Source organism: Methylomonas rapida, from assembly GCF_024360925.2.
Classification (GTDB): Bacteria; Pseudomonadota; Gammaproteobacteria; order Methylococcales; family Methylomonadaceae; genus Methylomonas; species Methylomonas rapida.
On sequence record NZ_CP113517.1, the window covers coordinates 4,208,326 to 4,223,724 of the forward strand.

Below are 15,399 nucleotides of genomic sequence, written 5' to 3' on the forward strand. Positions count from 1 at the left end.
CTGAAAATTTGAGGCGACAACTATTCTGACGCAGGGGGACTTTGAGTCGATATGAAAAAGGTGAAGCTAATCCGAAAGCACATATCATCGAGCACTGTATGCATCTCGTGCATTGGGAATGCCAGGATAAAGAATTGTCTGTAGATGAATTGGCGGAAAAGGTGCGCATACAACTCGGGCGTGAAGATCAGGCGCATCTGCGTGTCGCACTTTCCAAGCTTATTGATGGTCTATTGGCCGAGAAAAACATGGCTGGCAATATGAGCCAGCACTCAAACTTCAATGGAGATTGATTATGGCGACCCAATCACAGATTGAATGGACCGAACAAACATGGAACCCTACAACTGGATGCACCAAGATTTCACCGGGTTGTAAACATTGCTATGCTGAAGTGATGGCCGGCCGACTTCATGCCATGGGTGCGCCCGGCTATGAGAATGGTTTCAAACTGGCGATTCTACCAGAACGGTTAGCTCAACCCATGCGACGCAGGAAGCCAACTGTTTATTTTGTAAACTCAATGAGCGACCTCTTTCATGAGGACATACCGGACCAATTTCTTGATCAGGTATTTTCGGTGATTGAGCAAACTCCGCAGCATACTTATCAAATTCTCACCAAGCGCGCCAAACGATTACCAGAATATTTCCAAAATCGTAGCTGCCCAAAAAACGTATGGCTAGGGGTATCGGTCGAAGATCGCGAATATGGTGTGCCTCGCATTGATTACTTACGGCAAATCGATGCGAACATTCGATTCCTGTCAGTGGAGCCATTGTTAGATGATTTAGGCGAAATTGATTTAACTGGAATTCATTGGGTCATTGTGGGCGGTGAATCAGGGCCAAAAGCCCGATTAATGAAACCCGAGTGGGTTGAGAATGTTAAGCAGCAGGCCGATAATGCAGGTGCCGCGTTTTTCTTTAAGCAGTGGGGCGGCTGGGGCGCGGATGGTGTAAAGCGACACAAAAAAGCCAATGGTCGAGTTTTTCGAGGCCGAACCTGGGATGCTTACCCACAGATTGAAGGCGCTATAGCGCGTTGAGCACATCCTTTGCAATTTTTGTTGCCAGTCCGAAAGCTTTAGGGCTGGGATTGGATGCGGCAAAATACAGAGCGAATAGAGGGGCTCCACTCGGTTTTTTTGAATCTCCAGCTTGAAACAGGATTTTCGGCCCAGTTACCGCAGGAAAAAGTCCCTTGAGGCGCTTTGAGACATAATTCAGCATATCATGATGATTAGCCTCTCGTTCGTCGCCGCTTTCATCGCCGAAAAGATCAGCTTGTCGTTGTGGCTTATAGAACTCTTTTCGCCATTCATCGGTGCCCAGGATGCGAGTAATTGAATTCTCTTTGTCGGCATCTAGCGCATTGGCATTCTTAGCGGTTTGTCGGTACAAACCAGAGTAAGGGAAGAGATACCAAACATCGATCGCCTTGGTTGCAGCAATGGCTTCAAGAGTTGACCACTCTACATGCAGTCCATATGGATCAAGGAAAAGTACTGCACGGGTGTTTTTCCAGTTATAGTTTTTACAAATCTCTTTTAGAGCTGCATTGGCATCATCCTGGATGATATCGATAGATTTTTCTGGATATTCGGCCTGAAGAGATTTTAGAGCGGCCATTTTTTTTGCATCTAATTCGATAAAGCAAAATTTATTGAACGGTGGATTAACCGCCAAAGCCCTTCTAGCCGAGCCATCCACGCTAGTTTTCTCGCCATTCATCGTGATATCACAACGTCCAGTACCGGCAAATCCATCGATGTAAATCCGAGTAAAAGATTGCTTACTCAAAGCGGTGTTAAATGCAGCCAGATATTTTTCTAGTGCTTCAAGTTTGATGCATGTCCACGAACCACCGAATGAATGTTGGTCATTTGGTATTTTTCCTTCTTCAAACATTAGCAACCCCTGCTAGCGAAATGTAAATAGCCCTGTTTTACCCGAAATTCCTCACGCCACGACATTTTGGAAACGCTGCACATCCCCAAAATGTGCCGCCAGCATTGGCGCCTTGTTTTGCCGTACGTTTCACCATGGCACCACCACAATTGGGGTAGGACGGGCTAGTTGCAGTGATGTCGGGCTTGGTAACAAATGCTGGCACTGGTGGTGTTTCGGTTTGTGCTCGTATTGATCGCGCCGCTTTCGCGTTATCAATCATCCAGGTAAGTTCTGAGCCATCGATCAACTCGATATTTCGCCCTTTTGCAAAGGATTTGGCATCCGCCGTAAATATCCCCGAAGTTACAACAAATCCCCCCGTTGCACCCTGTGCTGCCATCACGCCAAACAATTCGCGCACAATATTCACTGAGACTTTAAAAGCTCGCCATTGCTTACATTGAACCAGAAAAACTTCCCCACCTTTTTTCAATACCAAGTCGATGCCGCCGTCTGCACCGCCGCCACCCGTTTCGACAACTGAGTAGCCCTTCAATCGAAACGATTCACCTACCAATAATTCAAAATTCTGCCAGCTCAATGTACGCAATGCATTGCCAGAACTTTCATTGCCAACTATCCGGACAAGTTCTTCACGTTTACGCCGTCCAAAAAACGACGCTATTGCGCCGGCTATAAACAGAAATGGGAAAACATACTGCCCGTAACCTGCCAACATTTTTGTCACTTGACCAACAACCATCTGACCGATTTGACCAGGCACCGCACTAGTCTGCACATCTGCAATGGCGTATCGATGCAGAACAACGTAAGCGATGATGGCAAGTATTATTCCCACCCACCAAGGTAGCGCTGCGGTAATTTCGAACAAATCTTCAATTGGACTGGTTTTTTTCCTTCTTGCCATGGATCTCTCTAATTTGGTTGTTCAGTGTGAGGCCTTATAAGTGCGCTTAAAACCACTACGTATTAGTTAGTTTGTGCACCAATACCGAATGCCCAATCACCCCTCAATCTGCCTTTTTATTGGCATTCGGCAGTTCCTTGGCTGCGGCTTCCAGCGTTTTAATGTTGAAGTTTTCACCTTCCGCCTCCAATAGCGCACGGCGTTGAGTTGCGTATCGAGCGTATTCTTCTTCAGCGTGACCATCGGCTTGCTTCTTGGACACACTTCCTGCATTGGGTAGTACATTGCGATCATTGAACTTCAGGAAAGCATTGAGTTTTTCCTCCCAGTCCTTCAGGAAAATTTCCTTACGCCGGCGCGCCTGATCCTCGGCGAAATCCAACCACATCACGACGATACGGTTGAGTTCGTTAATCTCGGATTCGTAAAGATAGTTTTTGGCAATCGTAACATCCGCTTTCTGTACATTGCTCGACTTCCAGGTCGTCAAGCCCATGTTGGGGAGAGTACTATCGGCCCGTTCATGGATCAGTTCGGCTGCCGTTTTGCCAGCCACAGCGAAGTGCAGTTTGTTTTGGATCACTCGGAAAAACTGCGTGGTTTCGGCTAGGGACGGTGAATAATCCGCCGCCATGGCAAAAATCTCACGAACGCGCAGGTACATCCGCCGCTCACTGGCTCGGATGTCGCGGATGCGTTCTAACAGCTCATCAAAACGATCCAGTGCGCCGGCACCGGCAACAGGCGGATTTTTCAGGCGCTCGTCATCAAGTGTAAAGCCCTTGACTAAATACTCACGTAGTCGCTCCGTAGCCCAGCGTCGAAACTGTGTGCCACGGGCTGAACGTACTCGATAACCCACGGCCAGGATGGTATCCAGATTGTAGTGATCAATATTGCGGTTGATTTGGCGACTCCCTTCCTGACGAACTATCCGGAATTTCCGGATAGTTGCCACAGGCTCTAGCTCGCCCTCATCATAGATGTTTCGCAGGTGTTCGTTGATCGTGCGAACATCTTTCTGAAACAACTCCGCCATCAGCGCCTGAGTCAGCCATAGTGTATCGTCAATGAATCGGCATTCAACTCGAGTACGGCCGTCCTCGGTTTCGTAAAGCAGGAATTCTCCTGAAGGCGCTTGGATGGATTCGCTCATACGTCAAAACGCAGTATCAGTTCTTCGCCGAGCATGTCGATCAGCTTCACTGCGACAACGCTTCCGACTGGCGGGGCAGATAGCTCGTAGCGACCGACAACCAAATCTTGCTTGCGCTCCGGTACATCGGACAGCACGACATTGAAAATCTGATCATCGTGTTGAGTATCAATTAGCACGCAATCCACCACTGCCCGCCAATCGGTGATTTGTGCCTTAAATACACCTTGTTCCAGGTTCAATCGATGGATGATGGTGGGCGACAACACATCGTGAATTTCCACCAGCAACTTATCGCCATCACGCGAGACAGACACATCGGCCGTCAACGGTTCGTGTTTGATGATGCCGCCGTATTTGCGATCGGTGCGCAGTTCAATCAGATGTAATCTATTGACTGGCCGATTACGGTTGTAGTCATCCAACCACTGACGGGCATCATGCTGAACGCCGAGGCTGACCATTAGTACGTCGCGTTCTTCATCGGGGCGATTTTTCAGCTCAGTGCGCAGGGCTTCTAAATCCAGCGGCGTTAGTGGATGGTTGAACGGCACGATTTTCACTAGTCGTCCGCCTTGGGTGCCGTCGAAAAAGGCATCGGTACGGCTGCGGGTAACGCCGAGATATTGGCAAGCCAGATCTACGGCTTCGTTGTGCTGGATTTGTAGATCATAGTCGTTGACTCGCCAAGTGGAGAAACCGAGTTGGCAAGGCTGTGGTACTGAATTGTCGTCACTAAACAATTGACCCTGGCGATTGGCAGCTTGCTGTGCTTGCATCAGGGTTTGCAAGCGCTTGGCGGTGGTTTGAATCGCGCCTTTGTTAATGTCACAGCCGATCCATCGGCGGCCTAATGCTTGGGAAACTGCGACAGTTGTTCCTGAACCAACAAAGCAATCAAGAACTAAGTCGCCCGGATTGCTGGACGAAAAGACAATCCTTTCTAATAGCTTTTTGGGCTTTTGCGTTGGATAGTTTTCAGCTTCTTGCGCTCTACCGGCAATATAGGAAATGTCATCCCAAACATCACTCAGCTGAACACCTGGCAATTCATCCATGAATACAATTTTGCACCTCTTTATGGGTTTCCCATTTTTGCCAAGTTTTATCAATCCATGACTATTAGGAACTTCTGCTTGAGGAGCATTCCAAAGAGCCTCCATTTTTTCATGACTTGTTCTCCAACGAGCCTGGGTTCCATGAAAATCAAACATCTGCATTTTCCCCTGCGGATCAAGCATATTCTCACATTTATAGTATCTACCAGAGGCTAGCTCATTCCATTCCGAATCAATGTACTCCTGAGTGTAGGGGAGATATGTGGTATTGAAAGAGGTTTGATCACCCTTTGAATAAAATAAAATTGTATCTTTGACTTTACTGAAACGGTCGGTCGTATCATTGTGAGATGAAGTTCTTTTCCAAGATATTTCATTCCTAAAATTTTCAGGTCCGAATACTTCGTCAGCAACGATTTTTAGGTGGTGCGATTTGCGTTGGTCGCAGTGCAAATAAATACTTCCATCATTTGATAGAAGCTCTTTAAGCATCAACAACCGCTCATACATAAACTGCAAATAGTTGTCGTTTGCCCAGATGTCGCTGTACTGGATCTGCTCGCCTAGCGCGTAATCTTCGCCGTCGATTTTCACCGTGCCCTTAGCGCCGCGCAGTTGCACCTTGCGCACATAGTCGGCGCCGCTATCGAATGGCGGGTCGATGTAGATCAGTTTGACCTTGCCGCGAAAGCCGTTGGCGAGCAAATGCGCCAATACATCCTTGTTGTCCCCATGATAGAGCAGGCCGCCTTGCGGCAAATCTTTCGGCCAGTCACTCCAGTCGGCATTTTGCAACGCAACGTTTTGTTCAGCTGTGGCATCGAAGCGCTCGATGGCTTGCGACGGATAGGCAGTGACCCGTGCCAGCGGCTTTTTACCCACCCAGGTGAGCATGGGCCGGCCTTTGGCTTTGGCGACGGTCACGTCGCGGGGTTTCTTAGTGTTTTCTGCCATGGAGTCGTTTTCGATTCGTTGTCATTAGGTGCCCAAGATAAAGTCGCGGACCTGTTTTTTACCCGCATCGGCTAATTGCGTGTCCGCGAACATCACGTGATAGGCCAGCTTGTCAGGGTTCAAAACCTCCCAGCGTTTTAGCGCTACGGCTTTGCGGCCTTCCAGAGTTTGCGGTTGTTCACCTTTGTTAAAGCGTTGCAAGTCTGCGGCAATATCCGGGCTAAAGGCATCTTTCTTGATTTCTATTACTAAATGTTTGCCGTCGGCTCGACGTAACACAAAGTCGGGGGTATAGCGGTGCCAGCGGCCATCGTCACCCAGATATTCGGCGCAGAGGTCGGTCTTGGCCGGATCGGTCAGGCCGCCGGTAAACCAAAGCCCTTCGATTTGGTGTGTTTCCTTGCCGAGCAATCCTAGCGCCCAGTCCAGAAAGTCTGCTTCCGGGCCTGAATCGAAGTTGTAGCCCTCGTAATGAAAACTACTCTCCAATGCCAGTTTGGCATTCACGGTATCTTGTGCGGTTTTGTAAAGCGCCTCGCGTTGCTTGGCGAAGCTAATTCGCGCCGTGTAAATCACACCACCGTCTGGATCGTTTTTGGTCGCTGGGCGTTTATCGAAACCATCAGCTTTTACTAGCGCCACCGCTACGTCGATTTCTTCGAAGTACTCTTCATATTGAGCGCGTTGCGCTTCGATCTGCCGACCTATAGCGGGCAAATGATAATCGGGAATCTCCGCGTCTGTGCCATACGTCTGGCGTAAAGCCGCTAAAACTTCGCGCATAGGTAAATGATAATTGGCGGCAAGCTCTGCCGCCGCCGCATAGGTGTCCCATTCTGGCGGCGCGTTGGGCAGTAGGTCATCGCCAGCATCGACGCGTTGCAAGGTGGTTTTACCGGATGCCGTTTCCACAATCTCCAGGGTTTGTACCGTCGTTCCTTGTGGTGCAGTCAGGTCGGGAATGGTGAAGGTCAGTGGTATGGCCGTGGCATCGAAAGCTTTGCGGCGGTAACGCAGTACGCGCTTTTTAATCAGCAGTGGCGGCAAATGTGGTTTGCGCAACACGATTTCCTTTTCGACGCGTTCGGACTGCTGGGCGTCCAAGTCTTTTAAACTAGTGCCGTAGGTTTCGGCCAATTGGGCTTCCAGCGTTTTCTTATTGCTGTTGGTCAGATAGACGCGAGCCGGATGGCTGTTACCGGGAACCTGACGTAGACAACGCGTGGCTGCTTGCAGCACGAAGTTATTACTGTTGGCCAGCTTGCGTATCAAAGCAGTGGCAAACAAGCTAGGGCAATTCCAGCCCTCTTGACCCATGTTGACCAGTAACAGGATTCGCTGCGGAGCGCTAGGATCCGAGCCGGTGGCATAAAAGGCTTGCTTGATGGCTTCCGAGGATTTGCCATCAACTGCCAGCAATTGGTCGCTGCCGATGCCGTGCAAGGCCAACGCCGATTCAATCGCACCGCGTAGCTCGTCGCGCGTTTCCAAGTTGGGAAAATACATTGCCAGCCGCGCCGGCGCACCGTTGGGTAGACTGATATGCCAGTAGGCGCGAACAAAATCGTCTACAACAGCTTCCACTAGGGTATCGGCTTCGCCATCGCCAAGGTCGAATACCTTGATATTGTTGGCTAGTTCCTTCAAGACGCCGTCGCGGATGCCTTCGCCCAATCCATACCAGACGACAACATCGCGTAACGGTTGTCGTTCGAAGTACGGCGTTCCAGTGGCATTAATTACCACGATCAGATTGGTTTCTTGTGCCAGATAGTCGATGGTGCGGCGGACTTTCTTGATACCGTCGGCTTTGAACAACAATTCACCGCTTTCCTTGTCTTTTTCCCACTTGCCGAGCAGTTTCTGTCCATAAGTGTGGTGAGCCTCGTCCGAAAACACCGCCAAATGTGGTAGTGACGCAACGGCTTGTAATCGCAGATTGGCTAATTCCGTGGCTTCTTCGGCTTTGGTGCTGGTCAACAATGACAGCTGGTTAGGGTTGCCTCGCGCCGTGGGTTTCTGGATACGAATCTTCTCAGTGTTGGTGACAATGATGTTAAAACTGCTGCCCCAGGTAATGGGGATTTGTTTGTCGCCATCGCGGGTAAAGGTCAATTTCAGGCTGGCTGCAAAGGATTTGTAGAGCCGTGGTGGCAGGATGCGGTCGTAAGGTACGTCAGCCAGTTCGCGCAAGGCGCTGAGTATGGTTTTGCCAGGAGCGAAAATTAGGGCGTTCTCTACAAACGGGCCTTCTGGGTATTCCAGGGCCATGGCAAATTCGGTGGCTACGATGGAGCCCATCAGTATAGTCTTGCCGGCACCCATGGCTAAGGCCAAGATGTAGCTAGCGTAATCGAGTGTTAACGATTCGCGCAGGCTTTCCAACGCATATTTGCGTACAAAGGCATTATCGGTAAGGACTTTATCGAGACAGCCGTCCATGCCTTCGTCGGCGATGATGCCGACAATATCCGGATGGGTAAGTCCCATGGCTTGACGCCGGTCCTTCGGTGACGGGAACAGCTTTTCATAAAGCTCGGGTATTTTTGGTGTGCCGAGTACCAGTCTCAAATACCAGTAAGTTTCCAACGCCCGGAATTGAGCGCGTCTCAGATAGCGAAGCTGGGCGGTTTCCAAGTCTTCTGTAGCAAACTCTAGAATTTCACCGATTGCGGGATAGTCGTTACAGGGGTAATTGGCGGAGCGCCAAGCATCGACTTTGTCAGATAAAGCTTGGTAGAGATAGGTCATGGGGCGTTCACAATTACCTTAATAATCCACATTGTTCAGTTCCGTTGCCCCATCCAGCAATATTAGAATTTGGTGTAATTCAGCTACATGTCACCGTTAGCTTTTCGAACTCCAGCGGGCCAAAATTTTAAGCGTCGCATTTTACTTCGAAGTCGATGAACTGTCCGTTTATTTCGGATAAGCCCCCTGCGTCAGAATAGTTGTCGCCTCAAATTTTCAGACTGTATGAAATTTGAGATTTAAACATGAAGTATTCAAAAACCCGTTATTCTGATGAATTCAAAGAACAAGCCTTGGCCAAAGTCTATAGCCGAGGCAATCGCAGCATACAAGCCATCGCTGATGAATTGAATCTCAGCGTGCACACCTTAAAAACCTGGATGAGCCACACAGCACTCAACGATAAGAACCGGGCAAAAAGCCCAGCAAAACGCCCTCAAGATTGGTCACCGGAACAGCGCTTGCAGGCACTTCAGGAAACCCACACATTGTCGGGCGAGGCCTTGAATGCCTGGTGTCGCGAACGTGGGTTATTTGCCCATCAATTGCAACAATGGAAGACCGATTTCTGCACAGCCGGTAGCAGCGATAACGACCGCAAAGACAGCCAGACGCTACGCAGCCTAAAAGCCGAAAACCAACGCCTGGAACGCGAGTTGGCTCGCAAGGAAAAAGCCCTGGCCGAAGCCGCCGCTTTGTTGATCCTGCAAAAAAAGGTCCGGGCGCTGTTGGGGGGCGAGGTCGAATGACGTCTCTTCAGCAGCGCCAAAACCTGATCGAATCCGTTGCCGAGGCGATGGCCGCCGGTGCCCGCCAAGACCAAGCCTGTGCTGTACTGGGTCTGAGCCCGCGCACCTTGCAGCGCTGGCAAGCCGGTGACGATGAACCGGTGAAAGCCGATCGTCGACCGCAACGCCAATACACGCCGCCGCATGCGCTCACCGAGGCCGAGCGCGCCCACATCCTGAGTGTGGCCAATTCCGATGAATTTGCGGATTGTCCGCCCAGCCAGATCGTGCCTCGCCTGGCCGATCAAGGCATTTATCTGGCGTCCGAATCGACGATCTATCGCATTCTGAAAGCCGCCCAGCAGCTGAAACACCGCCGTAGCGAACGCCCCCGTCAGCCGCGCAGCAAACCCCGCGCGCTGACTGCTACCGCGCCGAACCAGATTTATAGTTGGGATATTACCTATCTGCCGACGGCGATCAAAGGCCAGTTTTACTATCTCTACTTGTTCCTCGACATCTTTAGCCGTCAAATTGTGGGTTGGCAGGTATTTGAGGAAGAAAGCAGCCAATGGGCCAGCGAACTGATGCAGGATATTGTTCAACGCGAAGGCCTGCGGCCTGGGCAGATCATCCTGCATTCCGACAACGGCAGTCCTATGAAGGGGGCTACCATGCTCGCGACCTTGCAGCGGCTCGGCGTCGTCCCTTCGTTTAGCCGCCCGGCCGTGAGCAACGACAACCCTTATTCGGAATCGCTGTTCAAAACCTTGAAATATCGCCCGCAATACCCGTTGAAACCGTTTGCCGACCTGACGGTTGCCCGGCAATGGGTGGCCGATCTGGTGCAGTGGTACAACCACGAACACCGCCATAGCGCCATTGGATTTGTGACCCCGGCGCAACGCCATGCCGGCTTGGACTTAGCCCTATTGGCGAAACGCACCGCGCTCTATGAAAACGCCCGCCGCCAAAATCCGCAGCGCTGGAGTAAAAATACTCGTAACTGGAACAGAATCCATACCGTTCATCTCAATCCCGATCATGCCGAAGCCCAAAACAACTCGAACCAGGAGCCCTCTAACCAAAACAAAATAACCGCATAAGTTTTTACATTGAGGCGACAACTAGCTTGAAATTTTCCGTAAGTAAGGCAAACCATGCATCAGTTATAGCCAGTGCATGGTTTTTTTCTGTCGACTTGCCGTAAGTCTAACGGATATAAAACATCAATTCCGGATCGAACGATCTTGGCCGGCCTGTATTACCCGCTTTGGGTTCGGGCATTTCTTTACGACCGAAGGTTCTGCCATTACCCGGTACTAACGCTCTAGCAATGTGATCAATCTTGGTGAGGTACTTGACCGCACTTTTCAGGGGGTCTATCAGATGTAGGTCATCGTGGTTAATCATGCCGATGCAAACGGTTTCGTATTGAGGTTTGTGAGCATTGCAGTTGAAGTAAAGCCCTCTGTCCAGGGTAAGCTTCTTCCAGTATTCACCGATGCGCATGGCCAGGGTTACATCTTCACGTACCTGTGAGCCGTCGCAAAAGAAGAGTACGTGGTAATGCCAACCCTTATCGGGACCACACTCGAGTTTCCAAACATAACCCACCACATGCTGAAACAGTTTGTTTGAATCCATATTATCTAGGAAGCGTTTAAGATCTCTTTTGGCTTCGTAGTATTTCATCTGCCAATCTTGTTCTAGCCAAACGTCATCCCACTGATAGCTGAAATCCACCCTCAACACCAGTAGTCGAGCGTATCGCTCGAATAAAGCGTTGATGTACTCCAGCAAACGATCATAGTTATCGCTTGATACTCGTTGAGCGTTATAGACCAGCCTTTTAAACCAAGGACTGCGCATCTCATGCCTGATTTGGTTGATAAAATCATCAATGCCCATTGCCATATAGTCGAAGATCTTGTATTCGTGATCGTTTTTATAAGCGCTGTCCTGGATATTTAAGGCTTCGTGACGCCTTACCTTTTCGATCAAGCCACCGTTCTCTGCATTTCTAACAAAGATGTCGATATAAGGGTTAAACGTGTAGATCGGGTAGTAACTGGCGACCTGTTCCATGCAGTGAGCTAAGGTCAGCATCACTGCGTATGCAAGCAGTGTCGGGGTAATTTGTTTAATATCGTCATCACCCGTAGTGTCGACAAACAAACAGTCATCTGTTTGTTGTTGGATGATCGGCATTAGATTCTTGATGTGATTCAAGGCATGGATCGGATGTTGCTGATGCTCCTTTAGCTGGATGCTATTGATGATTTGGTTCAGTAGATAGTTGTTTGCTTTGTATGCATATGCGTTCATAACTGCCTCTTCGTTTTAAGTAAATTGAAAAACATCGATGGAGTTATGGCAGTAACGGATAGTCGTAATAGTATGGAGTACATTACTTACGACTAGGCTGTCTATCGTCGGCAATAGGGGATATGTATTTAAATGATCGTGAGTGATGGTTTATTTGAAGTAAACCATCACACGTCCCTAAGCATCTGTTAGGGTTTGAGGGTTACTAGCAGAGATAGACGGAAGCGGACAGGGCTAGTCTTGTCTTGAATGAGTTATTAATATTAATAATAACATAAACTCCAAAACTACCCTGCCACAAAAGACACTGGGAATCCTGATTCAATAGTTACAGAGTATTCAGGATTTCAAGTAAAAACAAAACTGACGATATATGCCAAGTTAGTGCACAACTCCATACTATCTACATTTTATCGAACGATCCAAAGCCAGAGTTTCTTGTCAGTAGATGTTGGTGCTGCCGTATTTCCATAAAGTTAAGTCAAGTACCACCAAGCATTTAAATTTGGAAAAGATCGTGACTCGTCGTTGGCTTTTTATGACTTTTCGGCCGAATACTGGATGCACATTCGAACCACCAAGTGGAGTCACGGATTCGGTTGCATTATGTGGGTTGCGTCTCATTGTCAGAAACGGGCTCAACAATGGTGTTCTCAATTGGATAATCCGGCAACGACCAAACTGAACGACCATCCCCATCTTGTTTCTTGGTTTTGATCTTCAGATTGGATTTAGCGAGTTTTAATGTGCCAATGGCTACATTTTCTTTCAGAGCCATTTCTTCAATATCAACAAATAGCATCGGGCCATCGTTTAGGATAGTTTGCAAAAACTCCTCTGCCCGTTTAGTTTTCGTCAAAGTTTCGACTGGTTTTGGTCGATCTGCTTCTGCCAGAATCTCTTCCGCAGAACCAGATTTCACATCTGTGATTGTAAATTGCAATCCCTTTCCTAGGGTATTCGGGTTGGCATTTTGATCAGCAAGCTCAACTTCTTTAAGGCAATATTCAAAGCCGCCATCAATAGGACCTAAGCTGTTTTTTGCGTGGACGAGGACATGGGTTCCACCGTTGACTGTTGGTCCACTAGCAATTTTGCTGAGTAGAATAATTACACGGGGTACTTCCCGTAATGCGGGTGTTCCAGCTACTCTGGCGAGAGGTTCTTTGCCAGAAGGATTCCTGACGGTATGGGCAATGCCAAGAATTGCGCATTGCAGTTGTTTTGCTAGCTGCGCTAAACGCTCGAAAGCTTGACGTGCTTTAGAGTTATTCCCGTGGTCACCATCTACGGTAAGGTAAATGGGATCAATGATGATCAACCCAATATTATGGTTCAGTTTTTCATTCAGGCCCAACAGCCGGTTTATATCGCGGTCGTTATTAAACGAAAATGGGGTTTCATTGTTAGTACTTCTCTTGGTGTCAATGATATGAACTCGATCCAAATTCGCGCCCGCTGTAATCAATCTAGGCAGCAGGGTATTGCTCACGCTATCCTCGTTGTTCACGATTATGACGTGGCCAAATCCATTGGCTTTAAAATCGGGATGCAGTTGGTAGCCGTTCCCGTTAGTAATACCCGCCGCTAAAGTACATGCAAAAGCCGTCTTACCCGTATTTGGAGCACCGGCCAGAATAGTCAATTCCCCCTGAGGCAGCCAATTGTCGTATGCCCATATGACTGCTTGGGCATTGATTGATGAGGCTTGCTGCAGCGGCAATTTGTTGGCTTCTCGTGCCCTTTGCAATTTCTCCTGTTGTTCAAGGCGCTTTGGATCTTCCCCGTACCATGATTTGGGTCCATGGATGAAGGCGTTGTATTCTTCAATAGATGTTCCAAGCTTGATAGGATTAGGGTTGATGTCAGTGATTCGTGCCATGTTTGGGTCCTTGTGATTGTAGGTATAGCTCCACATTCAACAAACTACGCAAACCAACCCACTTAAAAATCGCCTACTTATATAGCTATGCAACCCGATAAGAGCATTAAGCTACAACTGTACGATTCACGTATCAGTGAGCTGAGTGCTGGCGATATTTTGACGATTTCAATGTAGGCTCTGTTTGGCTTTATTAGGTTTGCGAACGAAAAGCCTTAAGCTATATTGTTGATAAACAAGGAAATAAAAAACAGCGAAGGCACTTTTAATGCGATGGTCGTGCGTTCGAATCGCACACGACCCACCATCAAACGCTTTATAAATCAACCACTTTACTCTAGCTGGGTAAGTGGTTTTTTTATGTCTGTCAGTTTCTGGGTAATTCTTGTGGTAACTTTTTTCAGTGCCACGCCTGCCCGTTAGAGCTGTTGTGGTAACTTTTCCAAGCCTCACTTAAATCACTCGTCTCAAGATCGACACCGGTTTCAGGTTAACGATCTTTTCAACCGCTTCCAGCAGTTCTACCACGCTCGCTGGTGAATAATGCGTGGTGATATCGCCATTGGTGTGATGCAACAGTTTCTTGCGCGTTTCCAGCGATACCCCGGCAACCCGCAGTCGATGACCAAAAGTATGCTTAAGATTATGCGGACCTCGCGTGTACTCATCACAAACAGGTAGCCCCGCTTTTCGCCACGCTTTTTTCCAAGCCGAGTTATTTAACCGCGTAATCCGTTTGCCACGGTAGGGGAAAACATAAGGGCAACCATTTTGGCGATTTTGGCGTTGCGTCTCGATGATGGCTTTCGCCGTCGAATTCAAAACCACCAATTGATCTTCCTTGTTTTTCTCTCCTGGCCACACGCCATCCGCATATATGCCTTTTCGCCAGGGCGTGATGAAGATGCTGGTACCCAGTTCCGGTACTGCAACTTCCCAATCCCAACGCAGCCAACACACCCCCTGCTCACGCAGACCAGTATTTGCAGCGAAGATAGACATAGCGCGTAAATGCGGCGGTAAAGCCTTAAGCAAACGCTCCATTTCCTCAAAATCCAGCGGATAGGGATTTGCCGCATCTTCCCAATCGGGCATCTCAAACATCGGCGGACAACTAAGATAAGGTTTTCCATCTTGATTGCGCCAAGCCCTTGCAGCCAGCGTTAACACACGTCGAACGATCGTTAGATCACGCGTCACCGTGCTACTGGCTATTCCCGCTTTCCGTCGATCATTTATAAAGCCCTGTAAGGTGCCCATATGGACATTGGCCAGCGGCAAATCACCGATATATGGGGCCACGAACCTTAGAGAGTCGCGATCACGATCCAGGCTACGCTTCTGGGCTTCCTCAAGGTAACGATCTGTAGCTTCCCGAAACGTCATAATGCCTTCTTCGCGGCGATTAACCTCGCCTTGAATTTGGGCAATTGTTTGGAAAAACTGCTTTTCGGCCTCTTCTGGGGTTTTGGCAGCTAATCGCTGCCGTATACGACCGTGTCCTTTGATGCGCTTGTCGATACTCCAAGCGTCGGTCGCTCTATCGTATTGCAGTCCAGGTAAATTTTTAGACATCGAATGCTCCTTTGGTTGGATGATTCGTGTCTTGCTGTTGCAGGTAATATGGTGGAAGATTTTTTGATTGGAATCAAGTGGCATGAATAATGTCCACGATGAATTTCTGGGCATCCTGATTACGACAGAATGCCCATGCCTCGTGAT

At 48.8% G+C, this 15,399-nt stretch carries 11 protein-coding genes; 3 read left to right on the forward strand and 8 right to left on the reverse strand.

Annotation, left to right across the window (positions count from 1 at the left end; translation table 11 throughout):
• The first annotated feature begins 41 nt into the window (after positions 1–41).
• Both NM686_RS19960 and NM686_RS19965 read left to right on the forward strand, forming a co-directional pair.
• The gene (locus NM686_RS19960; protein WP_255189570.1) at positions 42–293 is read left to right on the forward strand and encodes a hypothetical protein; all 252 of its coding nucleotides are present in this window, start codon (positions 42–44) and stop codon (positions 291–293) included.
• A gap of 2 nt (positions 294–295) precedes the next feature.
• The gene (locus NM686_RS19965) at positions 296–1,048 is read left to right on the forward strand and encodes a DUF5131 family protein (protein WP_255189571.1); all 753 of its coding nucleotides are present in this window, start codon (positions 296–298) and stop codon (positions 1,046–1,048) included.
• Here the strand turns inward: NM686_RS19965 and NM686_RS19970 are convergent.
• From NM686_RS19970 to NM686_RS19990, 5 genes are all read right to left on the reverse strand, one after another.
• Positions 1,035–1,910, reverse strand: a complete 876-nt coding sequence (locus NM686_RS19970; RefSeq protein WP_255189572.1) for a three-Cys-motif partner protein TcmP — start codon at positions 1,908–1,910, stop codon at positions 1,035–1,037. The genes NM686_RS19965 and NM686_RS19970 overlap by 14 nt on opposite strands.
• A 37-nt stretch (positions 1,911–1,947) precedes the next feature.
• The gene (locus NM686_RS19975) at positions 1,948–2,820 is read right to left on the reverse strand and encodes a restriction endonuclease (protein WP_255189573.1); all 873 of its coding nucleotides are present in this window, start codon (positions 2,818–2,820) and stop codon (positions 1,948–1,950) included.
• Positions 2,821–2,923: 103 nt separating this feature from the next.
• Complete coding sequence (locus NM686_RS19980; protein ID WP_255189574.1) at positions 2,924–3,976, reverse strand: virulence RhuM family protein; 1,053 nt, start codon at positions 3,974–3,976, stop codon at positions 2,924–2,926.
• On the reverse strand, positions 3,973–5,988 hold the full coding sequence (locus NM686_RS19985; protein ID WP_255189575.1) for a site-specific DNA-methyltransferase: 2,016 nt from the start codon (positions 5,986–5,988) through the stop codon (positions 3,973–3,975). The genes NM686_RS19980 and NM686_RS19985 overlap by 4 nt, the downstream gene beginning before the upstream one ends.
• A gap of 24 nt (positions 5,989–6,012) precedes the next feature.
• Positions 6,013–8,739, reverse strand: coding sequence for a DEAD/DEAH box helicase family protein (locus NM686_RS19990; RefSeq protein WP_255189576.1), 2,727 nt, complete (start codon positions 8,737–8,739; stop codon positions 6,013–6,015).
• Between the two features lie 245 nt (positions 8,740–8,984).
• Between NM686_RS19990 and NM686_RS19995 the strand changes: the two genes are divergently transcribed.
• Positions 8,985–10,573 (forward strand): IS3 family transposase gene (locus NM686_RS19995; protein WP_168033312.1). Its coding sequence is split into 2 segments (ribosomal slippage): positions 8,985–9,456 and positions 9,456–10,573, totalling 1,590 coding nucleotides; the frame shifts between segments, so codons are not numbered across the junction.
• Positions 10,574–10,679: 106 nt separating this feature from the next.
• On the opposite strand, the gene NM686_RS20000 is transcribed toward NM686_RS19995, so the two are convergent.
• From NM686_RS20000 to NM686_RS20010, 3 genes are all read right to left on the reverse strand, one after another.
• Positions 10,680–11,795, reverse strand: coding sequence for a YagK/YfjJ domain-containing protein (locus NM686_RS20000; protein WP_255189578.1), 1,116 nt, complete (start codon positions 11,793–11,795; stop codon positions 10,680–10,682).
• A 604-nt stretch (positions 11,796–12,399) separates the two neighbouring features.
• Complete coding sequence (locus tag NM686_RS20005) at positions 12,400–13,677, reverse strand: AAA family ATPase (RefSeq protein ID WP_255189579.1); 1,278 nt, start codon at positions 13,675–13,677, stop codon at positions 12,400–12,402.
• A gap of 453 nt (positions 13,678–14,130) precedes the next feature.
• Positions 14,131–15,336, reverse strand: a complete 1,206-nt coding sequence (locus tag NM686_RS20010; protein ID WP_255189580.1) for a tyrosine-type recombinase/integrase — start codon at positions 15,334–15,336, stop codon at positions 14,131–14,133.
• Between the last annotated feature and the right edge of the window lie 63 nt (positions 15,337–15,399).

Coding starts and splice junctions, on each gene's coding strand:
- NM686_RS20010 (WP_255189580.1), bottom strand. CDS start 15,336: ATGCCACTTGATTCCAATCAAAAAATCTTCCACCATATTACCTGCAAC.
- NM686_RS20005 (WP_255189579.1), bottom strand. CDS start 13,677: ATGGCACGAATCACTGACATCAACCCTAATCCTATCAAGCTTGGAACA.
- NM686_RS19975 (WP_255189573.1), bottom strand. CDS start 2,820: ATGGCAAGAAGGAAAAAAACCAGTCCAATTGAAGATTTGTTCGAAATT.
- NM686_RS19990 (WP_255189576.1), bottom strand. CDS start 8,739: ATGACCTATCTCTACCAAGCTTTATCTGACAAAGTCGATGCTTGGCGC.
- NM686_RS19965 (WP_255189571.1), top strand. CDS start 296: ATGGCGACCCAATCACAGATTGAATGGACCGAACAAACATGGAACCCT.
- NM686_RS20000 (WP_255189578.1), bottom strand. CDS start 11,795: ATGAACGCATATGCATACAAAGCAAACAACTATCTACTGAACCAAATC.
- NM686_RS19980 (WP_255189574.1), bottom strand. CDS start 3,976: ATGAGCGAATCCATCCAAGCGCCTTCAGGAGAATTCCTGCTTTACGAA.
- NM686_RS19985 (WP_255189575.1), bottom strand. CDS start 5,988: ATGGCAGAAAACACTAAGAAACCCCGCGACGTGACCGTCGCCAAAGCC.
- NM686_RS19970 (WP_255189572.1), bottom strand. CDS start 1,910: ATGTTTGAAGAAGGAAAAATACCAAATGACCAACATTCATTCGGTGGT.